At 57.3% G+C, this 25,364-nt stretch carries 27 protein-coding genes; 13 read left to right on the forward strand and 14 right to left on the reverse strand.

The window, feature by feature from the left end; all coding sequences use genetic code 11:
• Positions 1-9 precede the first annotated feature (9 nt).
• Positions 10-1,380 carry a terminase family protein gene (locus AB1A64_RS06075; protein WP_366550768.1) on the reverse strand — a complete coding sequence of 457 codons (1,371 nt, stop codon included), beginning with the start codon at positions 1,378-1,380 and terminating at the stop codon, positions 10-12.
• A 435-nt stretch (positions 1,381-1,815) separates the two neighbouring features.
• Positions 1,816-2,190, reverse strand: coding sequence for a VOC family protein (locus AB1A64_RS06080; RefSeq protein WP_366550592.1), 375 nt, complete (start codon positions 2,188-2,190; stop codon positions 1,816-1,818).
• A gap of 39 nt (positions 2,191-2,229) precedes the next feature.
• On the opposite strand from AB1A64_RS06080, the gene AB1A64_RS06085 reads away from it, so the two are divergent.
• Positions 2,230-2,766 (forward strand): winged helix-turn-helix transcriptional regulator, encoded by a 537-nt coding sequence (locus AB1A64_RS06085; protein WP_366550593.1) that lies wholly within the window; start codon positions 2,230-2,232, stop codon positions 2,764-2,766.
• Positions 2,767-3,061: 295 nt separating this feature from the next.
• Entirely contained in the window at positions 3,062-4,318 is a 1,257-nt protein-coding gene (locus AB1A64_RS06090; protein WP_366550594.1) for a DEAD/DEAH box helicase, read from the forward strand.
• A gap of 40 nt (positions 4,319-4,358) precedes the next feature.
• On the opposite strand, the gene mltG is transcribed toward AB1A64_RS06090, so the two are convergent.
• From mltG to fabD, 7 genes are all read right to left on the reverse strand, one after another.
• Positions 4,359-5,519 (reverse strand): endolytic transglycosylase MltG, encoded by a 1,161-nt coding sequence (gene mltG, locus AB1A64_RS06095; RefSeq protein WP_366550595.1) that lies wholly within the window; start codon positions 5,517-5,519, stop codon positions 4,359-4,361.
• On the reverse strand, positions 5,520-6,785 hold the full coding sequence (gene fabF, locus AB1A64_RS06100) for a beta-ketoacyl-ACP synthase II (RefSeq protein WP_366550596.1): 1,266 nt from the start codon (positions 6,783-6,785) through the stop codon (positions 5,520-5,522). It lies immediately after the preceding gene.
• Positions 6,786-6,988: 203 nt separating this feature from the next.
• Positions 6,989-7,732, reverse strand: a complete 744-nt coding sequence (locus AB1A64_RS06105; protein ID WP_170349071.1) for a 1-(5-phosphoribosyl)-5-[(5-phosphoribosylamino)methylideneamino] imidazole-4-carboxamide isomerase — start codon at positions 7,730-7,732, stop codon at positions 6,989-6,991.
• Between the two features lie 119 nt (positions 7,733-7,851).
• On the reverse strand, positions 7,852-8,391 hold the full coding sequence (locus tag AB1A64_RS06110; protein ID WP_170375817.1) for a GNAT family N-acetyltransferase: 540 nt from the start codon (positions 8,389-8,391) through the stop codon (positions 7,852-7,854).
• A gap of 136 nt (positions 8,392-8,527) precedes the next feature.
• Complete coding sequence (locus AB1A64_RS06115; RefSeq protein WP_008756330.1) at positions 8,528-8,761, reverse strand: acyl carrier protein; 234 nt, start codon at positions 8,759-8,761, stop codon at positions 8,528-8,530.
• A gap of 209 nt (positions 8,762-8,970) precedes the next feature.
• A complete protein-coding gene (gene fabG / locus AB1A64_RS06120; RefSeq protein WP_366550597.1) occupies positions 8,971-9,708 on the reverse strand; it encodes a 3-oxoacyl-[acyl-carrier-protein] reductase in 738 nt (245 codons plus the stop codon).
• 41 nt (positions 9,709-9,749) lie between these two features.
• The gene (fabD, locus tag AB1A64_RS06125; RefSeq protein WP_366550598.1) at positions 9,750-10,688 is read right to left on the reverse strand and encodes an ACP S-malonyltransferase; all 939 of its coding nucleotides are present in this window, start codon (positions 10,686-10,688) and stop codon (positions 9,750-9,752) included.
• 170 nt (positions 10,689-10,858) lie between these two features.
• Between fabD and AB1A64_RS06130 the strand changes: the two genes are divergently transcribed.
• Positions 10,859-12,085: a cytochrome b/b6 domain-containing protein gene (locus tag AB1A64_RS06130; RefSeq protein WP_366550599.1), complete on the forward strand. Its 1,227-nt coding sequence runs from the start codon at positions 10,859-10,861 to the stop codon at positions 12,083-12,085.
• A 56-nt stretch (positions 12,086-12,141) separates the two neighbouring features.
• On the opposite strand, the gene AB1A64_RS06135 is transcribed toward AB1A64_RS06130, so the two are convergent.
• Positions 12,142-12,714 (reverse strand): YceI family protein, encoded by a 573-nt coding sequence (locus AB1A64_RS06135; RefSeq protein WP_170349076.1) that lies wholly within the window; start codon positions 12,712-12,714, stop codon positions 12,142-12,144.
• A 128-nt stretch (positions 12,715-12,842) separates the two neighbouring features.
• Positions 12,843-13,352 (reverse strand): hypothetical protein, encoded by a 510-nt coding sequence (locus AB1A64_RS06140; RefSeq protein WP_366550600.1) that lies wholly within the window; start codon positions 13,350-13,352, stop codon positions 12,843-12,845.
• Between the two features lie 304 nt (positions 13,353-13,656).
• Between AB1A64_RS06140 and rpsF the strand changes: the two genes are divergently transcribed.
• From rpsF to AB1A64_RS06170, 6 genes are all read left to right on the forward strand, one after another.
• Complete coding sequence (gene rpsF / locus AB1A64_RS06145) at positions 13,657-14,010, forward strand: 30S ribosomal protein S6 (protein WP_366550601.1); 354 nt, start codon at positions 13,657-13,659, stop codon at positions 14,008-14,010.
• 27 nt (positions 14,011-14,037) lie between these two features.
• Positions 14,038-14,265 (forward strand): 30S ribosomal protein S18, encoded by a 228-nt coding sequence (gene rpsR, locus AB1A64_RS06150; protein ID WP_005982441.1) that lies wholly within the window; start codon positions 14,038-14,040, stop codon positions 14,263-14,265.
• Between the two features lie 12 nt (positions 14,266-14,277).
• Positions 14,278-14,898, forward strand: a complete 621-nt coding sequence (gene rplI, locus AB1A64_RS06155; protein ID WP_366550602.1) for a 50S ribosomal protein L9 — start codon at positions 14,278-14,280, stop codon at positions 14,896-14,898.
• A 190-nt stretch (positions 14,899-15,088) separates the two neighbouring features.
• Positions 15,089-15,529, forward strand: a complete 441-nt coding sequence (locus AB1A64_RS06160) for a lytic transglycosylase domain-containing protein (RefSeq protein ID WP_366550769.1) — start codon at positions 15,089-15,091, stop codon at positions 15,527-15,529.
• Positions 15,530-15,768: 239 nt separating this feature from the next.
• Positions 15,769-16,470 carry a LuxR family transcriptional regulator gene (locus tag AB1A64_RS06165; protein ID WP_366550603.1) on the forward strand — a complete coding sequence of 234 codons (702 nt, stop codon included), beginning with the start codon at positions 15,769-15,771 and terminating at the stop codon, positions 16,468-16,470.
• A gap of 97 nt (positions 16,471-16,567) precedes the next feature.
• Positions 16,568-17,416, forward strand: a complete 849-nt coding sequence (locus AB1A64_RS06170) for an acyl-homoserine-lactone synthase (protein ID WP_170359015.1) — start codon at positions 16,568-16,570, stop codon at positions 17,414-17,416.
• A 96-nt stretch (positions 17,417-17,512) separates the two neighbouring features.
• Here AB1A64_RS06170 and tig read toward each other — a convergent pair whose 3' ends face one another.
• The 3 genes from tig to AB1A64_RS06185 all read right to left on the reverse strand — a co-directional run bounded on the left by tig (position 17,513) and on the right by AB1A64_RS06185 (position 22,058).
• Positions 17,513-18,844, reverse strand: a complete 1,332-nt coding sequence (gene tig / locus AB1A64_RS06175; RefSeq protein ID WP_366550604.1) for a trigger factor — start codon at positions 18,842-18,844, stop codon at positions 17,513-17,515.
• Between the two features lie 183 nt (positions 18,845-19,027).
• Positions 19,028-20,152 (reverse strand): porin, encoded by a 1,125-nt coding sequence (locus tag AB1A64_RS06180; protein WP_366550605.1) that lies wholly within the window; start codon positions 20,150-20,152, stop codon positions 19,028-19,030.
• A gap of 304 nt (positions 20,153-20,456) precedes the next feature.
• On the reverse strand, positions 20,457-22,058 hold the full coding sequence (locus tag AB1A64_RS06185) for an NAD(P)H-hydrate dehydratase (RefSeq protein WP_366550606.1): 1,602 nt from the start codon (positions 22,056-22,058) through the stop codon (positions 20,457-20,459).
• 169 nt (positions 22,059-22,227) lie between these two features.
• On the opposite strand from AB1A64_RS06185, the gene AB1A64_RS06190 reads away from it, so the two are divergent.
• The 4 genes from AB1A64_RS06190 to AB1A64_RS06205 all read left to right on the forward strand — a co-directional run bounded on the left by AB1A64_RS06190 (position 22,228) and on the right by AB1A64_RS06205 (position 25,267).
• Positions 22,228-22,566, forward strand: coding sequence for a P-II family nitrogen regulator (locus AB1A64_RS06190; RefSeq protein ID WP_058280621.1), 339 nt, complete (start codon positions 22,228-22,230; stop codon positions 22,564-22,566).
• Between the two features lie 27 nt (positions 22,567-22,593).
• Positions 22,594-24,000 carry a type I glutamate--ammonia ligase gene (gene glnA / locus AB1A64_RS06195; RefSeq protein WP_170359023.1) on the forward strand — a complete coding sequence of 469 codons (1,407 nt, stop codon included), beginning with the start codon at positions 22,594-22,596 and terminating at the stop codon, positions 23,998-24,000.
• 139 nt (positions 24,001-24,139) lie between these two features.
• Positions 24,140-24,418 carry a hypothetical protein gene (locus AB1A64_RS06200; protein WP_366550607.1) on the forward strand — a complete coding sequence of 93 codons (279 nt, stop codon included), beginning with the start codon at positions 24,140-24,142 and terminating at the stop codon, positions 24,416-24,418.
• Between the two features lie 54 nt (positions 24,419-24,472).
• Positions 24,473-25,267 carry a lytic murein transglycosylase gene (locus AB1A64_RS06205; protein WP_366550608.1) on the forward strand — a complete coding sequence of 265 codons (795 nt, stop codon included), beginning with the start codon at positions 24,473-24,475 and terminating at the stop codon, positions 25,265-25,267.
• Positions 25,268-25,364: the final 97 nt, after the last annotated feature.

Consider the following 25,364-nt stretch of genomic DNA (forward strand, 5'->3'; position numbering starts at 1 on the left):
TAGATTCCTCTACAACGCCCTAACCCTAGGCCGCCGATACACTCCCGCAGGCCCAACAACCAACTCATGAAGCGCCCAGACCAGCGCGTCGACCCGGTCTGGCGAACCCTGCCCCTCGAACCCCCGCGCGGTCATCTGGCACATCTGCTCCTCCAGCGCGTCCAGCCCCACCACATGAGACACCCGTCCCTGCTCGTAGAGCGCCGCCACAGGCTCGGCCCGCGCGACCTTGCCGCGTGACGCGCGCACCGCGCGAAACGGGACCAGAGGGTCCACCTGCCGCACGACCTCTTCCACCAGTTGCCCGCCCTGATTGACCTCAGCCACCAGCCGTTCGGCCCCGAACTCATCCATCGCGTCAATAGCCGCCTGCGCCCAGCCCGTCGGACCAACACCCTGCAACGTCCGGTCGGCCAGCACGTAAGCGCGCCACTCTTCGGGTGGCCCCTGTAGCTGAGCACCCACGACCACGATCCCGCAGGCATCCGCATCTGAACCGGACGTCACTGCCGGGTCCAGCGCCACCACGATGCGGTCCAAATCGGGCACCTGTGCGAACCGTGCCGCCTCGAGCATCGAGCCCGTCCACAGCGCCCCTTCGGCATCCGACAGCAATACGCCATCCAACTCCTGCCGTCCCAGCCGCGTGCCCGCATAGCGAGTGCGCACCTCTTCCAAAAAGGACTCCGCCAGATTTGCCCGGTTCGCCTCGGTCGGCGCGTGCGTCTGCACCGTTGAAGGCGACGCCAGCAACTCTTTCAAAACCTTCACATTCCGCGGCGTGGTCGTCACGCAGACCCGAGGCTGATCGCCCAATCTCAGCGCGAATTGCAGCATATCCCAGGTTTCCCCGGCCTTTTTCCATTTGGCCAGCTCGTCCACCCAGGCTGCATCGAACTGGGGCCCCCGCAACCCCTCGGGATCATGTGCCGAAAATGCTTGCGCCTCGGCCCCATTGGGCCAGATCAGTTTGCGCTCAGATGCCTTCCAACTGGGCCGCCTGTCCGGCGGCGAACACTTCATTATCCCGCTGTCACCAAAGATCATGACATCGCGCACCTGATCAAAGGTCTCTCCGACCAAAGCCACACGGCTGGCCTCACCCAGATCCAGCGGCTTCGCCCCCTCGACCATCGACCGCACCCATTCGCACCCAGCCCGTGTCTTGCCCGCGCCACGTCCGCCCATAATCACCCAGGATCGCCAATCACCCTCGGGCGGCAACTGATGCGGCAACGCCCAAAACTCGAACAGGAAAGGGAGGGCGCACAGCCCCCCCTCCCCGATCTCACTCAGAAATCTCTCCCGAACCGCTGCATCTGCGGAGGCGAGCCAACCTGCACCCGATTTCAAATCGAGCGCGCTCAAGGTCGAGCGCATACCCACCTTGGGCAATTCCGGCTTGTCTGTGATGTTGTTCGACAAAGCTTGTCTCCACTTTCTGGCAACTGCGGATCAGCCCCTCTAGCTGACCCAGTTGCTTGCCTGCTCCGGCAAGGTCTGCATCCTCCCCGGCACCAATCTGCTGGCGCAGTTCTTCCGCTGCTTGGCGCAGATCGCGAATGGATCTTTCAAGGGACTGCAACAAGTCAGCCGTCTGAGAAATCCGCTCTTCCGGGGTAATCAAAGTCATGTTTGCCTGTGACCTCATGCGTGAGTTTTCTCCGCACGAGAGAAACGAAAAACGGCCACCGGGTCGCCCCCGGGGCCGTCGCCCACTTCTTCTAGCATGACATAACTTCTACGTGATTAAGCACGCAAAGTCAATGTGTTACGCAACATCAAACGCAACAACAATCGTACGCTGTGTTAAGATTAACCGCCCGTCAAATCTTGCGCCAGCATCATCGCATTGCGATCCGGATCATAGAATGTGGCCGTGCTGACCATCCCTTCGATCGTTTCCGTCGGGCCATCAAACGCTACCCCGGCAGCTTCCAGCGCACCACGCGCCGTAGCAATATCACCAACTTCATAGACCGGTACGCAATTGCCCGGTGACGGCTCGGCCTGTTCTCCCAGACCCAATGTCACTCCGTTCACATTGGTGCGCATTTCGCTCCACCCGGCTTCATCGATGTGATGAACAAGTTCGAACCCAAGCATGTCACGATACCAATCCGCACTGGCATGACGATCCCTGACTGAAATCGCAAACGTGATCGTGTTTTTTAACGAAACATGCGGCATTTAACTTTCCTTTGCATTAAAATATAGCTACTATATTTTATGGACATAACTCTACTTGTCAAGCTCACCTCCCGCGCATGGTCACTGAACATTCTGGCGCTGATGCATTCCGGTGTTTCCGGACGACAAGCCCCTTTGCTCGCTGCTACTAGCGCCAGTCGAACGGCCTTTGCGGCAAGTCTCGATCACCTCGTCCAACTCAAATTGCTCGAGCGTAACCCCGGCCATGGCCATCCCCTGCGCCCCGAGTTTCGCCTCACCCCCGCCGGCACCCAAGCCGCACGTATCGCCAGCGCGATCATTCAGGTTGCCCCGGATGACGCCACACACAAGCTTCTTCGAAAGTCGTGGACCGTTCCCATCCTGGCCCTAACCGGCACCCCGCATCGCTTTTCAGCGATCAAGTCGGACCTGATCACCATCACAGACCGCGCCTTATCCGCCTCATTGCATCAGCTAGAGGATCACGACTGGATCCAGCGCGATATCGAGACCTCGGGGCGGATGCCCTTCCCGACCTATCGCGCTGTCAAAACCGGTTTCGCCATCCATCAGGCCGTCGGGTTGGATCAGTAACCAAGCAACACCGTCGTACAGGACATAGAAAACCCTGCCCGATAGCTTGACATTCGCCGTTACAACCCGCATGTGCCCTGAAACAGCGCTGCCGCGTGAGCACTCGGGCAATCAACAGCCCCCACAGCGCCCGATCCACCCACAGTTCCCCATCACGCAGGGTTCTTGACGCGACGACCGGATATCGCAGGACTCGCCTGCTTATCCCGAGGTCCCAACCAACCCTGCCGGTCGCGGATGCGACCCATCGTGACTTGCCCATGTGCCAAAGCTGTGGGCGGCAAAGGATAGTTATTTGTTCGACTTTGATATGCTGGGCCTCGCGCCCGCACTGAACGACGCACTGAAACGCGCCAATTTCACACAACCCACGCCGATCCAGAACCAGGCCATTCCGCTGGCGCTGAACGGGCATGATATTCTTGGGCTGGCCCAGACCGGCACCGGCAAGACCCTGGCCTTCGGTCTGCCGCTGATTGATCATCTGCTGGCGCAACCGGGCAAACCTGCGCCGAAAACGGTGAAGGCTTTGATCCTGGCCCCCACCCGCGAACTGGTGAACCAAATCGCGGAAAGCCTGCGCAATCTGACGCAAAAGACGAAACTGCGGGTTGCCACCGTGGTCGGCGGGCAATCCATCGGCAAGCAGATTTCGTTCCTGTCTCGTGGATCCGATATTCTGGTTGCCACTCCGGGGCGCCTGATCGATCTGATGGAGCGCGGTGCCGTAGACCTCAGCTCGGTGCGCCATCTGGTGCTGGATGAGGCCGACCAGATGCTGGACATGGGCTTTATCCACGCCCTGCGCAAAATCGCGCCTGCATTGGGAACGCCGCGTCAAACCATGTTGTTCTCGGCCACAATGCCGAAACAGATGGAAGAGCTCAGCCAATCCTACTTGACCAACCCGCAGCGGGTGCAGGTTTCACCCCCGGGTAAGGCAGCAGACAAGATTACGCAGTCTGTGCATTTCCTCAGCCGGGGCGAAAAGCCGCAAAAACTGCGCGAAATTCTGTCTGCTGACATGGACGCCCTGACGTTGGTCTTCTCCCGCACCAAACACGGTGCTGAAAAGCTGATGAAGGGCCTTGTGGCTGATGGCTTCAACGCGGCATCCATCCACGGTAACAAAAGCCAAGGCCAGCGCGACCGCGCGATCAAGGCCTTCCGCGCCGGAGAGATCAACGTGCTGGTCGCCACCGACGTGGCCGCGCGTGGTATCGACATTCCTGGTGTTGCTTATGTGATCAACTATGACCTGCCCGAGGTGCCAGACAATTATGTCCACCGCATTGGCCGCACTGCCCGCGCCGGTCGTGAAGGCGAAGCCATTGCTTTCTGCGCGCCGGATGAACTGGACCAGCTACTGCAGATCCAAAAGCTGATGAAGATCGAAATTCCGGTCGCCAGTGGCACTATGCCTGAATATGCTGAACCCAAAAAGCCGCGCAATCGCGGTGGGTTCCGGGGGCGTAAACCGCACGGAGCGAATTCGACGTCGAAACCTGCGTCGTCAAAACGTCGCCGCCCACGCAGGCGTCCTGCCGCATAATAAAAAAGAAAGGGCCGCGTTTTTCGACGCGGCCCTTTTCTTAGTTGCTCGAGCTGTTTCTCTCGGCTTCTATCTCTCGCCATTTGGCGACGTTACGGTTGTGCTCATCCAGAGTTTCAGCAAAAGCGTGCCCGCCAGTTCCGTCTGCAACAAAGAACACATAGTCTGTGCTGTCTGGGGCCACCGCGGCCTCAAGGCTTGCGAGGCCGGGATTGGCAATCGGTGTGGGCGGCAAACCATCAATCACATAAGTATTCCAAGGAGTTGCACGGCGCAACTCACTGCGACGCAGACCGCGGCCCAGCACACCTTGCCCCTTGGTGACACCATAGATCACGGTCGGGTCTGTCTGCAGCTTCATGCCTTTTTCAAGCCGGTTCACAAAGACGCTGGCCACTTGGCCGCGCTCATGTGGAACGCCGGTCTCTTTCTCGATAATCGAGGCAAGGATCAACATCTCTTCGGGGCTGCTGATCGGCAAATCGTCCTTCCGGCTTTCCCAAACCGCATTGATCCGCAACTGTTGCTTTGCCTGCATGTCCTGCAGCACAGCCGCCCGGTCATCGCCCGGGGCCAGTTCATAGCTGTCGGGGGCCAGCATACCCTCGGCCGGAACCTCGGACACCTCGCCGGTCAGGGCGTCAATGCCCTTCAGCGCCTCAACCACCTGCCACGAGGTCACGCCCTCGGCGACCGAAACGCGATAGCGGGTGTCGGCGTCCTGACGCTTTTCAGAGTATTCAGCAGGGGCTTCTTCTTCTCCAGCCTCGAAACTCGCAATCTCGACAAATTCCAGAGTGGCTGGGTTCAACTCACGCACGCGGGTCTGTACCCGTGTGACGCCAACGCGATATTCAATCTCGGATCCGCAGGTGCTGGCACCACTGCTGGTGATGTCGTCGATGATCTGCGCCATCGACGCGCCTTCACGAACCAAAAAACTACCCGCTTTCAACTGCTGCGCCTTGTCGGTGTAATCCGCACCCATCCGGAAGATCATGGCGCTGCTGATGGCGCCCTCATCTGCAAGCTGCTGGCTGACGCGAGTCATGTTTGAGCCGCTTTTCACCTGCAGGCACATGGCGGCTTCCAGCGGGCCTTCGGCCTTGTACTGCGACTGCCCCCAAAGGATCAGACCGCCGATCAGAAACAGGCCAACCACCAGTATGGTCAGCGCGTTTGATGCCAAAGCCCGCCACATTTAGCTGGCCTTTCCGAAGATCACGCTGGCATTGGTGCCGCCAAACCCGAACGAGTTCGACAAGGCCACGTTGATCTCACGCTCGCGTTTTGCATTCGGTGCCAGGTCAATCGGCGTCTCAACCGCCGGGTTGTCCAGATTGATCGTCGGCGGAGCCACCTGATCGCGGATCGCCAGGATCGAGAAGATCGCCTCGATCGCGCCAGCCGCGCCCAACAAGTGGCCCGTGGCCGATTTGGTCGACGACATGGTTGCGTTGCCCGCATGGTCGCCCAACAGACGCTCCACCGCGCCCAGTTCAATTGTGTCCGCCATGGTCGAAGTTCCATGCGCGTTGATATAATCCAGATCCTTCGGCTCCAGCCCGGCACTGCGTAGCGCGGCCTTCATGGAACGCTCTGCCCCGTCGCCGTCCTCGGACGGTGCGGTGATGTGATAGGCGTCACCGGACATGCCATAGCCCAGAACCTCGGCGTAAATCTTCGCACCGCGCGCCTTGGCATGTTCGTACTCTTCCAGCACGACAATGCCTGCGCCTTCACCCATGACGAACCCGTCACGGTCGACGTCATAAGGGCGGCTGGCTTTCTTCGGATCGTCGGCGTACTTGGTCGACAGCGCCTTACACGCATTAAAGCCCGCAATGCCGATCTCACAGATGCAACCCTCGCCGCCACCTGCAACCATGACATCCGCATCACCGGCACGGATGATACGGCTGGCGTCGCCAATGGCATGTGCGCCGGTCGAACAGGCGGTCACCACCGAATGGTTCGGGCCTTTAAAGCCATGACGGATCGAGACCTGACCCGAGGCCAGGTTAATCAGCGCGCCAGGGATAAAGAAAGGCGACACGCGGCGTGGACCCTTGTCACGGATCAGGTTGGCCGTGTTCGCGATAGAACCCAGCCCACCGATACCCGAGCCGATCAGAACACCAGTGCGCAGGCGATCTTCTTCATCCTCGGGCAGCCAATTCGCATCCTGGCAGGCCATATCTGCTGCTGCGATGGAATACAGGATGAAATCTTCGATCTTGCGCTGCTCTTTCGGTGGCATCCAATCGTCGGGATTGAACGTGCCGTTCGTACCGTCGCCACGGGGCACTTCGCAGGCATAGGTCGTGGTGACCCCGCTTGCCTCAGCATCAAACTGCGTGATCGGGCCCGCGCCGGATTCTCCGTCCAGCAGCCGTGACCAGCTTTCCTCGACCCCACTGGCCAACGGAGTGACCAATCCCAGACCGGTTACAACGACTCTGCGCATGAAATGCCTCTTGCCTGCTTCCTATTTGAGAACCGCTCATACCCCGGCGTGGGGGCCGGGGGCAAGAGCCACGGCACAATCCCTTCCGGCATCATCCCGCCAAAACCGAAAGAAAACCCGCCTGTCACCGTTGGAAAGGTTCAGAAATCAAAAACCGCCTTCTACCCGCGCGGGCAAAAGGCGGTTTCCGAGTGATTTGTCTATTACTGGAACTGCGCCACGGGCTCATGCGCGGTTTTGGCCACTTCCAGCGCATCTTCCAGGCTCAGCGATTTGCGGAACAGTGCCCGCCCGACAATCGCGCCCGAGATGTTGTGGATATAGGCCAGGCGCGAGATATCGTCCGCCGTGCGCACCACACCGCTGGCGATAACGGGGGTACGGGACTTTTCCGCAAGACCCGAGATCAGACCCAACTGCGCCTCGACATCTTCCATGTCACTGTCGATATCCGTCACCACAATACCCGCAAACGGGGTGTCCGCGAACGCTTCGATAAAGGCTTCGGGGGTAAAGGCACTTTGACTGCGCCAGCCTTCGGTCATGACAAAGCCCTGCCAGACATCAACCGCCAGAACGATCTGATCCGGGTAAAACTTGGCCAGTTCCTTTACCAAGATCGGGTCACGCGCAGCCAGCGTACCAATGACGACCCGCCCGGCCCCTTTGTCGATCCAATGTTCGACATGTTCGCGCGCGCGCATCCCACCAGCCAGCTGCACCGGCATTTCAGCCGAGCGGATGATTTCTTCGACCAGCTCGGCGTTGGTGTCGCGCCCTTCGATCGCGTCGAAATCCGTCAGCTGCATCCATTCGGCCCCGGCGGCCGACCAGCTGCGTGCTGTTTCAACCGGGTCCACGTGCCAGATCATGGCGTTGTCCAGACGGCCCTTGTCCAGCGTCACGCACCGGCCGTTCTGCAGTTCCATAGTAGGGTAAATCCTCATGAGCCCGCTCCTCCGCTCAATCGCATGTCAATCCAGTGTACCATACACACCGGACCGATCCCGGATTTTACCAGTTTCGGCAAACTGAGGACATTTTGCGGCATCGCCGCAATTGAAGACTAGTGACGTTTCGGAGGGCCATTTCGGCGCAGCAATACAACCTCAGACCCGTTGTACTTATCTTCGCGCATCGGCACATATCCCAGCTTCTCAGCCAGTTTCTGCGAGACGCTATTGGCCGAATTTACCATTGCAACCAAGGGCCCAGGCATGATGCGGTCGAACCAATCATGCGCCGCTTGGGCCGCTTCTATGCCCAAACCCTGCCCCTGCGCTTCGGGCACCAAAATCCATCCGGCTTCGGGGTAACTGTCGAAATCTTCACCCATCGAACGGTTGCCGTAGAAAAAACCGGCCTGTCCGATCATCTGGCGATTCGATTGCTGCAAAACCGCCCAATGCCCGAACCCGGCCATCTGCCAGTGCCCGGCATTGCGAAGGAAGGAATCCCACGCCTCACCACGCGACCTTGGTTTGCCACCGATATGCCGCACGATGCACGGGTTGCGCCAGATCTCGGCGAACCGGTTGAAATCTTCGGGACGCATGGCGCAAAGCATCAAGCGTGCCGTGTTTATCGTCGGGGTGGATCGTATCATGCCCTGCCCGCTCAGAAAATTGCCTCTGTTCAAACAGTGCTTAGCAAGAAAGCGCCAAGCAAGGATGAATTTGTGATGGGCATAAAAAACGGCGCCTCCGTTGCCCGGAAGCGCCGCTTTTAAGGGTTTGAAACGCTTAGGACGCTTCAGAGATGAATTTGACGGCGTCGCCAAAGGTCTGGATGGTCTCGGCTGCGTCATCGGGAATTTCGATGCCGAACTCTTCTTCGAAGGCCATGACCAGCTCAACAGTGTCCAGGCTGTCTGCGCCCAGATCGTCGATGAAGGAAGCGTTTTCTGCCACTTTGTCTTCTTCAACACCCAGGTGCTCAACAACGATCTTTTTAACGCGATCTGCGACGTCGCTCATGTCTATTCCTCATTCCATTTCAGGGCGTAGTGCCCGGTTCTGCCCTTGCCCGCTCAGGCTGGCTTGATTTTGCCCGGTCCGGGCGGTTTGGTTTCCCGATTGCCGGGAAAGTAGAAGGCCGACCCACTGGCCGACCCCTGCATACATGCGCCGCCTATAGCACAGACAACGCCCGACGCAAACGCTTTCGCGCCTGCCCCGGTGTGCGCTCACAACATGGCCATACCGCCGTTCACATGCAAGGTCGTTCCGGTGATATATCCCGCTTCGGGGCTTGCAAGGTACAGAACTGCCGCAGCAATTTCTGACGGCTCGCCCATACGACCGGCAGGAACCTGAACCAGAATTCCCGATTTCTGATCCTCGGTCAGCTTATCCGTCATCGCAGTTGTGATGAATCCCGGGGCCACTGCATTTGCCGTGATTCCGCGGCTTGCGACCTCATAGGCCAGCGACTTGGTCATACCGACCATACCGGCCTTGGACGCTGCATAATTGACCTGACCCGGATTGCCGGTTGCGCCGACCACGGACGAGATGTTGATGATCCGACCCCAACGCGCCTTCATCATGCCGCGCAATACGCCTTTGCACAGCTTTGCCGTGGCAGTCAGGTTCACATCAATCACGCTTTGCCATTCTTCGTCGGACATCCGCATGAAAAGGTTATCCCGCGTGATACCCGCGTTGTTTACCAGAATGTCGACCGAACCCATCGCGTCGGCGGCCTGCTTTGGCAATGCTGCAACGGCTTCGGGATCGCTCAGGTTACACGGCAGAACATGCGCGCGCTCACCCAGCTCATCCGCCAGCGCCTGCAGCGGTTCGACCCGCGTACCAGACAACCCCACAGTGGCACCCGCGCCATGCAGGGCGCGCGCGATATCGCCCCCAATACCACCCGAAGCGCCGGTGATCAGCGCGTTCTTACCTGTCAAATCAAACATTCGGTTTCCCTCTTGGTGCGTCCGTTGTGTCGGTTTTTAACTTACGATTCAGACTGAATGACCTTTTGCACTTCTTCCGGTGTGCTCACGGCCTTGCCCACAATGGCCCGATCAATCTTGCGGACCATGCCCGACAGTGCCTTGCCAGCGCCGATCTCCCAGGTCTCGGTCACGCCTTGCGCCGCCATGTATTGCACGCTTTCACGCCACCGGACCGAACCGGTGATCTGCTCGACCAGCAATTGACGGATCAGGCTAGGGTCCGAGACTGCCTCGGCCCGCACATTGGCCACCAGCGGCACAACGGGTGCCTTGATTTCAACCTCTGACAGCGCCTCGGCCATCACGTCTGCGGCAGGCTGCATCAGCGCGCAATGGAACGGTGCGCTAACCGGCAACATCACTGCGCGCTTGGCACCTTTTTCCTTGGCTATCTCGGCGGCACGCTCAACGGCAGCTTTGGACCCTGAAACCACGACCTGTGTCGGGTCATTGTCATTGGCGGCCTGACAGACCTCGCCCTGTGCGGCTTCCTCGGCCACGGCGCGTACGGCGCCCAAATCCAAGCCCAAAATGGCAGCCATTGCACCTTCGCCTACCGGTACGGCGCTTTGCATGGCCTGACCGCGGGTGCGCAACAGTCGGGCCGTATCGGCAACCGACAACGCTCCGGCAGCGGCCAGCGCGGAATACTCACCCAGCGAATGACCGGCGACAAATGCTGCGTCAGTCACCGAAACGCCTTCGGCATCCAGCGCGCGCATTACCGCCATTGAAGTCGCCATAAGCGCGGGCTGCGCGTTCTGCGTTAGCGTCAGATCCGCAATATCACCTTCCCAGATTAGGCTACTCAGCTTTTCACCCAGCGCCTCGTCGACCTCGTCGAACACAGCCTGAGCAGCCGGATAAGCCTCGGCCAGAGCCTTGCCCATTCCGATGGTTTGGGCACCCTGCCCCGGAAAAACGAATGCGCGTGTCATTGCGACCTCTTGGATGACGTTAGGTTGCGGCGGGGTGTAAACCGTGCGCGGGCGCGGCACAAGCACTGCCTGACCTCTGCAATCTGGCACTGTTGCTGTGCGTGGCTCGCTATTGCGTCCTGATCCCATGGCTTTAGGTTGAACGCAGCCACCCCAGAATGGAGCAACCGATGCCCTCGACCAACACCTTTTCCAGCTATGGCAGTGTGGCCAAGACCTTTCACTGGTTGACCGCCTTGCTGATCTTTACCGCCCTGCCGCTGGGATGGTTCGCCAACAATCTGGCCCACGCAATCTATGATCCGTCCATCCCCACCACCGAAGAGGATCTTGTTCGGGCAGTTCAGTTGTTCTCGCTCCATAAAACAGTCGGGGTCACCGTCTTTTTTGTCGCGCTGGCCCGCATCTTATGGGCGCTGACCCAGACGAAGCCCGGCCTGTTGAACGCAGACAACAAACCCGAAGCCTTCGCCGCCGAGGTCGTACACTGGATGCTCTATGCCTCGCTGGTTCTGGTTCCCCTGACTGGCTGGCTGCACCATGCCGCAGCGGAAGGTTTCGCCCCGATCCTGTGGCCCTTTGGACAAAATCTGCCCTTCGTGCCCAAGTCACCCTATGTCGCTGAAGCCACAGCTGGCTTGCACTGGTTGTTTATCCTGGTTCTAGCCGGATCACTCATCCTGCACATCGCAGGCGCCCTCAAGCACCATGTGGTCGATAAGGACAGTACTTTGCGCCGGATGCTACCCGGCCGCTCGGATGCGCCGCAACCGCCTGCCCAGCATCACTCGGCACTGCCGGCTTTTGCTGCATTGGCAATCTGGGGCGCAGTTCTGCTTGGCGGCTGGACCATGGGCGTCTTCTCGGATCACTCCGCCGCCGCAACCGACACCGCAGAACTGATCGAGGTGCAATCGGACTGGCAAGTACAGGATGGGACCCTGTCCATTACGATCACCCAACTGGGTAGCCCAGTGACCGGCACATTCGCCGATTGGACCGCAGCAATTGCCTTTGAAGACCCATCCGCGCCGGGCCTGGCTGGTACAGTGGACGTCACAATCGCCATTCCTTCGCTGAGCCTTGGAACGGTTACGGATCAGGCCATGGGTGCCGATTTCTTTGACAGTACCCAATTTCCGACTGCCCAGTTCAAAGCCGACCTTTTCAAGACCGACACCGGCTACGAAGCACGCGGCCCGCTGACCATCCGCGATAAAACTGTGGATGTCGCGCTGCCCTTCACGCTTGATCTTCAAGACAACACGGCCACGATGTCCGGCGCGTTGGAATTGAACCGGCTGGACTTCGACGTCGGAAAATCCATGTCCGGCGAGGACTCGCTGGCCTTTGCGGTTGCGGTTTCTGTGGAACTGGTCGCGCAACGCGGCGAATAGAAAAAACCGCCGAGGCGACGTGCCTCGGCGGTTTCGTTCAGAAGATCGAGTGCGACTTATTCAGCCTTCACAGCTTCGACCGAGATCCGGACTTCGACTTCATCACCGACAAACGGTGCAAACTGTCCCAGATCAAAATCGCTGCGGACCAGTGTGGTGGTCGCGTCAAAACCCGCCCACGGTTTTTTCGCCATAGGATGCTCGGACACTTGGTTCAACTTGGCATCCAGAACGACTGATTTGGTCACGCCATTCATCGTCAGATCACCGGTGATGTTGGCAGTGTTCTCACCGGTGACTTCGATACCGGTCGAGGTAAAGGTGACCAAATCACCTTCGGCGGCGCCAAAGAAATCTTCGGTCATAAAGTGATCTTCGCGTGGCTTCCAACCGGTGATCATTTCAATCACAGGCATCGAAACAGAGACACTGGATGCCGCGGGGTCTTCCTGATCGAACATGATCTCGCCTTCAAAGCCCGAGAACATGCCGGTTGTAGTGGAATAACCCAGATGGTTATAGCTGAAGACGACCTGGCTGTGGCTGGGGTCCAATACGTATTTCTCGGCGCTGGCAAACGCCGATGTTGCCGAAACGGCCAGTGCAGCAGCAAGAAGGGTGGATTTCATGGTAATCTCCGCAAAATTTTATGGATGCAATCCGAATGGGTTGCTCGATAACGAAAATGTGCTGCCCAAGGGCAGCACACAAGTATTATTCTCTCACAGTTTCTGTTCCTAGATGAACAGAATAAAAATCACGCGAAGATTGTTACACTTCCGCTCAACTGTCCTTTGAGCGCTCGGCTGACATCCGCCGATTGCAGCGGCAGTTTCATCAGCAGGCTGCCGTCAACATCGTACAGTTCGACCTGGTCGTCATCAAAGCGCGCACCACCCAAGGTGTCATAGCTGCGGCGGAGAACGGTCTGCGGGCGACCGTTTTCGTTCTTTTGCAGAACCCGAACCTCGCGGCGGATCGGATCGAAATAAGCATCCGGGCGGGCATCCAGCAGCTGAATCGTCAGCAGGCTGACCCCGACCAGCAGGAACATAAGTGACGCGGCCAGCTTGATCGGCCAGACTTCGGCGGCCATTGCGGAACCGGCCACCAACCACATGGAAAACGCCATCACAATTAGAAAGGCGCCCAAGACGCGGGCCAGTACCATCCGAACCCTCCAATTCGGTGCAAAGGCGATCAGAACTGGTACAGATTTCTCATAGTTCGCTGAGGTTGCGGACTCTTCGAATGCATTCGTATTCATCGCGGTCATCTCTCTCACCCTGTTTTCAGGTTGCCGTTCTGGGTCCGGTAGTTCCGGATAGTCCCCGGTATGAAAAACAACTTTGAGCCGAAAAGCGTCAGGAATTGGGCAGTGCAATGTTAATTGGATGTTAATAGCACGACACCGCCAAGGCGTCTGTGGCGGGGCTTGTCCCTCACGCTCAAACGTGTATATGGGGCCATCCTTCGCAAATCACATGAATCGCGCAGCCTCTCGTGGCAGGGTCGCGAAGGACAAAATGGCCCCGCCTATGAAATGCGCCTTGATAGAAACAGGAGTACACATGCCGCTGTATGAGCATGTAATGATCGCGCGTCAGGACCTGTCCAACGCGCAGGCAGAAAGCCTTGTCGAACATTTCGGCACCGTTCTGGCGGACAACGGCGGTAACGTCGTCGAAAGCGAGTACTGGGGCGTTAAGACAATGGCCTACAAGATCAACAAAAACCGCAAAGGTCACTATTCCTTCCTGAAGACCGACGCCCCCGCTGGCGCCGTTCAGGAAATGGAGCGCCTGATGCGCCTGCATGATGATGTCATGCGCGTTCTGACCATCAAGGTCGACGAGCATGTCGAGGGCCCTTCGGTCCAGATGCAGAAGCGCGATGAGCGCGAAGGCCGCCGCGAGCGCCGTTGATCAACGCCTGACGAAAGGACTTAAACCATGGCCGCAAAACCATTTTTCCGCCGCCGCAAGGTCTGCCCGTTCTCGGGCGACAACGCGCCGAAGATCGACTACAAAGACACCCGTCTGCTGCAGCGCTACATCTCTGAGCGTGGCAAGATCGTACCTTCCCGCATCACCGCCGTTTCGGCGAAAAAGCAGCGTGAACTGGCCCGTGCTATCAAGCGCGCCCGCTTCCTCGCCCTGCTGCCCTACGCCGTGAAGTAAGGAGAGACTGACATGCAAGTTATCCTTCTGGAACGCGTTGCGAAACTGGGTCAGATGGGCGACGTCGTTGACGTCAAGTCCGGCTACGCCCGCAACTTCCTGCTGCCCCAAGGCAAAGCGCTGAGCGCGTCCGAGTCGAACATCGCCTCGTTCGAAGCTCAGAAAGCGCAGCTTGAGGCCCGCAACCTGGAAACCAAAAAAGAAGCTGAAGCACTGGCTGAAAAGCTGAACGGTCAGCAGTTCATCGTGATTCGCTCGGCATCGGATGCCGGCGCTCTGTACGGTTCGGTCACCCCGCGTGACGCCGCAGACGCAGCAACCGAAGCTGGTTTCACCGTCGACAAGAAACAGATTGCCCTGATCGCACCGATCAAGGAACTGGGTCTGCACTCGCTCGCAGTCAAACTGCATCCTGAGGTCGAAGTTGAAATCAAGATGAACGTCGCCCGTTCGGAAGAAGAAGCCGAACTGCAGGCGTCGGGCAAATCGATCCAGGAACTGGCTGCTGAAGAAGAAGCCGCTGCTGAATTCGAAATCGCCGAACTGTTCGACGATATCGGTTCCGCTGCTTCGGAAGATGAAGAGCTGGTTGCCGAAGAAGCTCCGGCTGAAGAAGACGAAGCCAAAGCCTGATCTGGTTCAATCGAATTTCGAAAAGGCCGCACCGGTTTGTGCGGCCTTTTTTCATGCACACGCAAAACGGGCAAATTTCGGCCACATCTCAAACCTACGCTTGCAGATGGGCATTCGTTTCCTATCATCGCGCCCTGAAATTCGGAGTACACAGATGACCTCTTACCTGCGCCGCAGCGCTCTGGCCATGATGCTGATGATCCCCTTCGCTGCTTGCGGAGGGCCGGAGACGGTGTCGCAAGACGCATTCGATCCCCCTCTCTACCCCAACGAAACGCCTGAGTTGCGGGCCTCGATCAATAAGTGGGCGGATCACCACGAAGTCCCCCGCGAGCTTGTACACAAACTGGCGATCCGGGAAAGCACTCATCGCCCGTGGGCTGTGAACCGGCCCTATTACGGTCTGTTGCAAATCCTGCCCGCGACGGCACGCTCTATGGGCTACAGCGGAAATGCACAGGGGCTGCTGGACGCCGATACCAATCTGGAGTTTGCCGGAAAGTATCTGCGCGGCGCCTGGTTGCTTTCGGATGGCGATCAGCAAAGGGCAATCTTCCTGTACGCCAAAGGGTATTGGCCCGAAGCCAAAGCCCGCGGAATGCTGGTTGAAACCGGTCTTGTACCCGAATGAATTCCCGCTCAACTTGTGCAAAGAACGTAAACATCCGATGCCAATTCGCGTCAGAATCGGCGGAATTCCACCCAAATACCCCAGATTCACGTTGTTATGTTGCTCTAAGTACGCATTATGCCTGTGCGATATGAACAATTCCCTTGCGCTTAATACCTCGGTTGACGCAACGTAGGCTTGAATACGGACAGACTGTGCGCTTTCGGGGGGTGGAAAGCGCTATGTAAAAGGTTGGACAGGTGAAACTCATAGACTTGGCCGCGCTCGACCAACAGGAAAAGTCGACCGCAGACATAATCAACTCGGTCTGCGAGGAACTCGGCTTTGACTATGCGTCTTATGCCACTTTGAATCCTGTGAAAGGTGACGTTCAGGGGTATGCGAATTACCCTGACGAATGGAAAATCCATTACGGCAGCCATGGTTACCACCATTTCGATCCAACCATATACCAATCGGTTCTCAGCATTGCACCGGTCGATTGGGGCCGTTTCAATCACGACGAAAAGTTTAACGCCGTGTTCCGCGATGCACATGATTTTGGCATTACCCCGCGTGGTTTAACCGTTCCTGTCCGCGGCCCTTACGGCGAATGCGGAATACTGAGCGTGACCCGCGATTGTTCAGATTCTGAATGGGAGTCGCTCAAAAGAGAAGTTATGGGCGACCTGCAAATGGCCGCCGTGCATGCGCATGACACAGTGATGCAGTCCGGGGTTCTGGCCAAGGCATTGTACCTTCCCGCCCTTTCGACACGCGAAAAAGAGATCCTTCAATGGGTCGCTGAGGGTAAATCGCAACAAGATATTGGTGATATTTTGTCGATTTCCCACCGAACCGTCGAGGTTCACATGCGCTCAGGCCGTGAAAAACTGGGCGCGTTAACCACGCCTCAGGCCATTGGCCGGGCGATTGGTTTGGGCTTAATCGCCCCAGGATAAGCAAAAAATCGCAAAAAATACGGGAAACCCCCAATAGTTTCCGCCCGCGACTTGGTTAACTCTCGAGTCACGGTAACCAGACTGTAGGGGGATGGAAATGATCATCGTAATTGATGGTATCAACCAACATATGTTTAGTGATGTCCTGGACGAAATGTTCAAACTACGGGCCCGCGTGTTCGGCGATCGTTTGGGCTGGGAGGTCAACATAGTAGACGGCCGCGAACGCGATATGTTCGACGACTTGAATCCTGCACACGTAGTCAGCATCAACGACGAGGGGGAAGTCGTTGGGTGTATGCGCCTGTTGCAGACCACAGGTCCACACATGCTTGCGGATGTCTTCAATTCAATTCTGGACGGTGAACCGCCCTTGCGTAGTTCACAGGTCTGGGAAGCGACCCGGTTCTGTGTCGACACCAAACGACTGGGCCGAGGGCGCGGCAAAAATTCAGTGTCCTATGTGACCAGCGAAGTCATGATCGGCTCGTTCGAATACGCCAAAACCGCTGGCGTACTGGACTCGATCGCCGTAATTGATCCGATCATGAACCGTGTTCTGCAACGGTCGGGCAATGCCCCGTATGACTACCTCGGTAGTGCGAAACCAATGGGCAAAGTGGTTGCGATGGCAGCGATGATGGATTGCTCGGATGAACGAATTTCGGGCATTCGGGACTATGCGGGAATCGAGCATGATGTCTTTCTGACCGAAGAACAGGCGCTGAGTCTGTTCGCGCTCAGCAAGGCCGAAAAACCCGCTAATGTCGATCACCAACCGCTGACCGAGCTTGAGAAATACTTCGTCGAACAGATGCATTCGGCAAAATCAAAAGACGAAGTCAAAGACGTGCTTAAACTGATCGAAGCGCTGTCAGATCGTTTCACGCCAGAGCAAAAGACTGCTCTGCTGAGTACCCCCCGTGCTTTTGCTCATGAGGCCTGACCCCCTCACCTCATAAGATCAAAAGCCACCCACCGGAGCCGTCTGATTGTCAGACGGCTCCGCTTTTTTGTGCCCTGTGGGTAGGACGGAAGAGGATTACTCCTCTTCCAGTGCCTCAACGGCTTTTTGCAGGTCGTCCTTGCTGACTTCCTTGTCAGCCACCTGCGCCAGTTCAACGATATAGTCGATGACTTTGTCTTCGAAGATCGGCGCGCGCAGCTGCTGCTGCATCTGAGCGTTCTGCTGCACGAACTCAAAGAACTGACGTTCCTGACCCGGGTACTGACGCGCCTGATTCATGATCGCCTGCGTCATCTCAGCATCGGTGACTTCAACCTCGGCCTTTTGACCCAACTCGGCCAGCAGCAGGCCCAGGCGCACGCGGCGCTCGGCCAGTTTGTTGTGCTCGTCGGTGGGTTCAATCTCAGCGTGGTCGTGGCCTTCCACTTCCGGGTTTTCCTCGTGCCACAGCTGGTGCGCGATCTGCTTGGCTTCTGCTTCAACCAACGACGGCGGCAGATCGAAGGAAACGATCTTGTCCAGCGCGTCCAGCAGCGCACGCTTCATGACCGCACGCGACGCACCGGAATACTCAGCTTCCAGACGCTCAGCGATCTGAGCTTTCAGACCAGCCAGATCTTCGGCACCGAACTTGGTGGCCAGCTCGTCGTTAATCTCAGCTGCAACGGGCTCTTTCACTTCCTTCACCGTGCAGGTGAAAACTGCGTCTTTACCGGCCAGGTTTTCGGCGCCGTATTCTTCGGGGAAGGAGACGTTCACGTCTTTTTCTTCTTCGGCTTTCACACCGACCAGTTGCTCTTCGAAGCCGGGGATGAAGCTGTTCGAGCCCAGAACCAGCGGGTAGTCTTCGGCCGAGCCACCTTCGAATTCTTCGCCGTCCACTTTGCCAACAAAGTCGATCACAACCTGATCGCCGTCTTTGGCTTTGGACCCCTTGCGGCGCGCTTTGAAGTCCTGCGCGGTTTCTGCCAGGCTCTTCAGCGCTTCTTCGACGGCCTCATCGTCAGCTTTGACAACCAGCTTTTCCAGCTCAACCGATTTCAGGTCAACTTCAGGGATTTCCGGCAGCGCCTCATAAGACATCTCGACGTGAACGTCGTCGCCTTCTTTCCAATCTTCGTTGGTCATCTTGACGTCGGGCTGCAGTGCAGGGCGTTCACCGCTGTCTTCAAAGTGCTTGTTCATGGCACCATCGATGCTTTCCTGCATCGCTTCGCCCAGCAGGCGCTGACCAAACTGCTTTTTCAGCAGGGCCATCGGCACCTTGCCTTTGCGGAAGCCCTTCATCTCAACTTCGGGCTGCGCTTCGGTCAGCTTTTCGTTGACCTTGTCGTCCAGCTCGGCTGCGGACACAACGATGTTGTAGCCGCGTTTCAGACCTTCGTTCAGCGTCTCGGTAACCTGCATTATGGTAGTCCCCATAGGATTCGGGGCGCGCAAAACGGCGCGCCGGGCAAATTTGACGCCTTCTATTTGCCCAGCCGCCCACGCGCAAGGGGGCAAAGCCCGGATGAGCCTTGTTTTGCCGTCGATTTGAACAAAAAAACGCCCCGGACTGCGCCGGGGCGCCTATTCCCAAGAAGGTCGGGATCAGAACTTCCAGAGCGCCCCCAAGACCCAGGCTTCGTTCTTGTCAAAGTCCACGGTGTCGTCGAAGTCATGATTGCGATATTTCAGGTACGCATCGGTGTTGATGCTGTCGATCCGCTGAACGACGGCGATACCCCAGGATTTTGTGCTGGACCCGTCGTTTTCGAAATCCGACCCATCGAAATAGTCGATCCCTACACCAGTTTTGCCCCAGGACACCCAGTCGCCTTCGTAAGCCAGCTTGGTGTACCAATAGTCCGGGTCGCTGGCACCGGTGGCAGTGTCATCACGCGTACCTAAAGCGGCCGTAAAGCTGAAACCGCTGGGCAGCAAAACCGAAGCGGACCCGATCGTGTCTTTGCGTTCACCCGAGCTATTGTCAAAATCCCGCACCGCATAGGCCACGCTTGCGGCAAACTCCACGCCATTTGAGAAAGTATTGCCGTAAGAAACCGCGATGTCGTAGTAGTCATCGTCGTCGCTGCTGGACAGAATGTTCTGACCGTAGGCAATTGCCGCTGAGAATCCGTTGAAATCGGGGGTGTCGTAACGAATACGACCACGGCGCGCGCCATCAAAGTTGCTGGCAGAGTCACCGACGGTGATACCGCTTAGAACACCGTCCGTGCCGCGATAGAAGAACGCGCCGTTTTCGTCGTTCGTAAAGGAATACAAAGCCGTTCCGACATAAGACAGGTCGACCTCAGCTGCGCCGTCCGACGCCATGCTACCCTGCCCGGCCGCGAACTTGCCGTATCCCCCCTTCAGCGAGAAATCGACATGTCGAATGTCTTCCCGTGACCATCCGTCATTGTTGGTTCCATTCTGGTTGGCCGTTCCCGTACTCGGCAGACCCAGTCCGGTTTCAAAACGGAACATGAATTCATTGCTGCCATAGGGCTGCATCAGCCGCAGGCCGACGCGGCTGTTGGACAGGTCGTTGTCCAGCAAGCGCGTTTCTGTTTCCTCACCATCGTCGACCGACACAATCACCGGATCGAGCTGTCCATACAACAGAACGTAACCGCCGCTGTTGTTTTCGTATTTCAACTCGGCCGCCGCGGGAATTGCTGTTGTTGCAACCAGCATCGCAGCCATTGAGGACAGTTTTAGTTTCTGGGTCATTTCATTCACCTTGAAAATTCCGGCTTTCTTTGCTCATCAATCGCGCGCATGCCGCCATGGCTCCAGTGGCCTTTTGCGATACTTTCAAAGTATTGCATGTCTGCCACTCAGAGCAGGAAAGTCAGAAATAATTCCTATTTTAATCAACGTATTACCTGCAGGAAGACCGCAGCCGGAGACCCGCTCCAAGCGAATTCTGACGCCCGGCTATGCGTCTGGCAAACACTCGATTTGACCGCACCGCAAACCCGTCGGCCAAATGCCGCCGAAGATCGGGCGGATCGGCCAAAATCTGCCTAAAAAATCATATATTAAGTTGTTTGAAAACTTCAGGAAGCAACTCGGGCAGGTCTTCAGCGATCAGACCCGGACCAAATGCACGCGCGCATTCCACATGCAACCAAGCCGCTGTTTCTGCGGCCTGCATCGGGTCAAATCCACGCGCGAGCAGCCCGGTGATAAAACCAGCCAGAACATCGCCGGACCCGGCCGTCGCCAACCACGGGGCCTCACGGTCGTAGACTGCTGCATTGACCGAACACCGTCCGTTCGGCGCAGCGATCACTGTGTCCGGCCCTTTGAACAGGACAACACACCCTGCCCCTTTGGCGGCTTCGCGTGTTGCATCCACCTTGGAATAGGCCGGGCCTTTGGTTGCGGGTGCCGACAGCTTTTCTGCGATATCCGGAAACAGCCGCGTAAATTCACCACCATGAGGTGTCAAAACGCAGTTTTCGTGCAAATGCGCAAACAACACTGCGGGATCATCCGCAAAAGCCGTCAACGCGTCCGCATCCAGCACAGTCGCGCGCTTTGCAGCCAGAGCCGCTGGCACCAAATTCCGCGCACGTTCCAGCCCCAACCCGGGGCCAAGGCACAATGCGTTGAGCCGCTCGTCCTGCAGCACTTGTGTCAGGCCTTCCGCCCCCTCAACCCGCCGCAACATGATGGCCGTGACCTGCGCCGCGACCTCCATCTGCGCCGCCGGAGGCACCCCCAGCGTCACCAGCCCTGCCCCAATCCTCAGAGCCCCGCGCGCCGCCAACCGAGCGGCCCCGGTTTTCCCGGCGCCACCCGAAAGGATCAGGGCGTGGCCGTGGGAGTATTTGTGCGATGTACTCTCTTTACCTCCTCTCCGACCAGAACCGGCATGCACCTCAGATACACACTCATCCTTCTTGGACACTTTTAGCCCGATCCCCTTAACGACAACACGTCCGCACAATTCAGGCCCATCAGCCAGCGTGTGACCCAGCTTTTTACTGTGAAAGGTGACAGTAAGATCGCTAGCGGAAGACATTGCCTCTAATTTAGCTGGAAGTCCTACGAAATCCGGCGCGCTCAAAGCACGACCACTGTCGCTGCACAAACCGCTTGGCAGGTCAACTGACACAATCAGCGGACACCAGTCAGGTCTTTGCGCCACCTCCATAGCGGCACCAAGCCCCTGACTGTCATGCAGGTCAAGCATAAGGAGACCAAGATTCGATATGGGGCGGGTAAGCCCTGTACCAAATAGGGCATCAACAACCACATTGGCCTTGCGTGTCGAAGGCTCCAACTGTCCATCAAGAGGTTCGACGCCTCCCATGCCGGTCCAGCGTTCGTAATTTTTACGCGCGTCCGGCGGCAATTTCTGCGGATCTCCATAAAGAAAAACCTCGACCTCCCACCCCCACTCTTTCAGCAAACGGGCAACGACAAATCCATCACCGCCATTGTTCCCTGGCCCGCACAACACCACCGCTCGGCCAGAGGTTTTCGCCAACTCCGGCCACTCTTCGAAAATCGCCTCGACAACGCCGCGCCCGGCCCGTTCCATCAACTCCAGACCGGTTACCTCGCCAGACTTAATCGCGGCTTGTTCGATGGCCCGCATCTGCGCAGCTGTCAGCAATTCCGTCATCTCAAATTCCCCCGACGATTCAATTCTGATTACTTTTTGTGCAAGTTGATCAAAATTTCACCCGCCGCTTAATTTCTCACCACAAGGGCCCGGCCATTTTCGCAATCAGATTGCCGACCGATCTTAGACGTGATCAGTGCCTTTCTGACAAGTGTTATAGGAGCCCGGGATGAAGAAGATCGAAGCGATCATCAAACCGTTCAAACTGGACGAAGTGAAAGAGGCGCTGCAGGACGTGGGTGTCCAGGGCCTCAGCGTGATCGAGGTCAAAGGGTTTGGCCGACAGAAAGGCCATACCGAGCTCTATCGCGGTGCCGAATACGTGGTCGACTTTCTGCCTAAGGTGAAGATCGAGGTCGTTTTGGATGACGATCAGGTCGACGCCGCCATCGAGGCCATCGTCTCTGCCGCGAAAACCGACAAGATCGGCGACGGCAAGATCTTTGTCTCGCCCGTTGAACAAGCCATTCGCATCCGTACCGGCGAGACCGGTTCGGAAGCCCTGTAATCGAACACCCAATAGAGGAATAAGAGTATGAGCAAGGACGCAGTTCTTCAGCTGATCAAGGACGAAGGCGCCGAATACGTCGATGTTCGTTTTACCGACCCGCGCGGCAAGTTGCAGCACGTGACCCTGATGGCCGACCAGGTCGACGAAGATTTCCTGGAAGAAGGTTTTATGTTCGACGGTTCGTCCATTGCGGGTTGGAAGTCGATCGAAGCATCAGACATGAAGCTGATGGTCGACACCGACAGCGCCTATGTCGACCCGTTCTACGCCGAAAAAACCATCTGCGTACACTGCTCGGTTGTTGAGCCCGACACTGGCGAAGCTTATGAGCGTGATCCGCGCGGCACCGCTCAGAAAGCCGAAGCCTACCTGAAGGCATCGGGTATCGGTGATGTGGCCTATATGGGCCCCGAAGCCGAGTTCTTCCTGTTCGACGACGTTCGTTTCTCGAACACTATCAACAAAGTATCCTACGAAGTTGATGCAACTGACGCATCGTGGAACACCGATACTGAGTACGAGATGGGCAACATGGGCCATCGTCCTGGCGTCAAGGGTGGTTACTTCCCGGTCAACCCGATCGACGAAGCGCAGGACCTGCGTTCGGAAATGCTGTCGACCATGAAGCGTCTGGGCATGAAGGTCGACAAACACCACCACGAGGTTGCCTCGTGCCAGCACGAGCTGGGTCTGATCTTTGACAGCCTGACCAAACAGGCCGACGAGCTGCAGAAATACAAGTACATCATCCACAATGTTGCGCACGCATACGGCAAATCGGCGACGTTTATGCCGAAACCGATTGCAGGCGACAACGGCACCGGCATGCACGTGAACATGTCGATCTGGAAAGATGGCAAGCCGCTGTTTGCCGGCGACAAATACGCTGATCTGTCAGACGAGGCCCTGTGGTTCATCGGTGGTGTTCTGAAGCACGCCAAGACCCTGAACGCCTTCACCAACCCGTCGACCAACAGCTACAAGCGTCTGATCCCGGGCTTTGAGGCCCCTGTTCTGCGCGCCTATTCGGCCCGTAACCGTTCGGGCTGTGTCCGTATTCCGTGGACCGAAAGCCCGAAAGCCAAGCGCGTCGAGGCCCGTTTCCCTGATCCGGCCGCAAACCCCTACTTGGCGTTTGCCGCGCTGCTGATGGCCGGTCTGGACGGCATCAAGAACAAGATCGATCCGGGCGAAGCCATGGACAAGAACCTGTACGATCTGCCTGCCGAAGAACTGGCCGATATTCCGACCGTTTGCGGCAGCCTGCGTGAAGCTCTGGAAGCCCTGGCATCAGATCACGACTTCCTGCTGCAGGGCGACGTGTTCACCAAAGACCAGATCGACGGCTACATCGCACTGAAGATGGAAGAGGTCGAAACCTACGAGCATACCCCGCACCCTGTTGAGTACGGCATGTACTACAGCTGCTAAGCTGCGGTTGAACTTAAGAAAAGCAAAGGGCGTCCCATCGGGCGCCCTTTTGCCGTTCAGGATAACACATCTTGACTGACACTCACGAACGTCCGAGCCTCTTCCCAAAGTATTGATCAGAGGGTTTTGGGAGGGCGCGATGCGGTTGATGTTGAAATTCACGATACCGGTTGAAAAAGGCAATCAGGCAGAACGGGACGGATCGCTGGGAAAAGCTATCGAAGCGCTTGTAAAAGACGTTAATGCCGAGGCCGCCTATTTCGCGCTGGAACACGGAAAGCGCATGGGGATTGTCATTTTCGAGGAAACCGATCAAGCCCGCATGCCGAAAATCAACGAGCCCCTGTTTGCTGCATTGAACGCCAATATCGAAATTCAGCCCGTCCTGACGGCCGAGGATCTGCAGCGTGCATTATAAGTGCCACTCGGATCGTGGGGTCGGTTGGAATTAGCTTTCTTAAGGATTCTTTTCATGCAGCGATTTGCAATATTACTGGCCCTTGCGCTGGCTCTGCCCACAATTGCGGCCAGCGCCCCTTGCGGCAATACCAGCAGCGGGTTTGAGGTCTGGAAGAAGGACTTTGCCAAACAGGCCAAACGCGCGGGCGTTAAAAAGAAGGGATTGAAGGCGCTAGCGCAAAGCCAATACGCCACCCGGACAATCGCGGCGGACCGCAATCAGAAAAGCTTTAAGTACTCGTTGGACAAATTCATGCGTGTGCGCGGTGCCGACGCGATCGTGTCACAAGGACGCAAGCGCAAGGCCCGCAACCCACAGTTCTATGCCGCATTGGAACGTCAATACGGCGTCCCTAGCGGGGTGCTTATCGCCATTCACGGGATGGAAACGGGGTTCGGAAATTTCATGGGGGACAGTCAGGTTGTTTCTGCGATCACAACACTGGCCTACGATTGTCGCCGTTCTGACTTCTTTATCCCTCATGCCATCGGTGCGTTAAAACTGGTCGATCAAGGCAGTATTACGACGGCAACCCAAGGGGCCAAACATGGCGAATTGGGGCACACTCAATTCCTGCCGGGTAATGCGTTGACCTATGGGGTCGATGCAACCGGCGACGGCCAGGTCGATTTCTACAATATGACAGACGCTCTGGCCTCGACAGCCAATTTTCTACGCCAAAAAGGGTGGAAACCGGGGCGTGGCTACCAGCCGGGGCAACCCAATTTCGCTGTAATTCAGCAATGGAACGCAGCCACGGTCTATCAGCAATCCATTGCGATTATGGCAGCCCGAATCGACGGCTAAGACCTGCCACAAATCCGCGCCTGCACACCCCAATCCGGCCACATTGTTGCCACAGACATTAAGTGGCCCCTAAAATGTCTAGGTTTCCATAGAGTAA

The organism is Ruegeria sp. ANG10, from assembly GCF_040705255.1.
GTDB lineage: Bacteria > Pseudomonadota > Alphaproteobacteria > Rhodobacterales > Rhodobacteraceae > Ruegeria.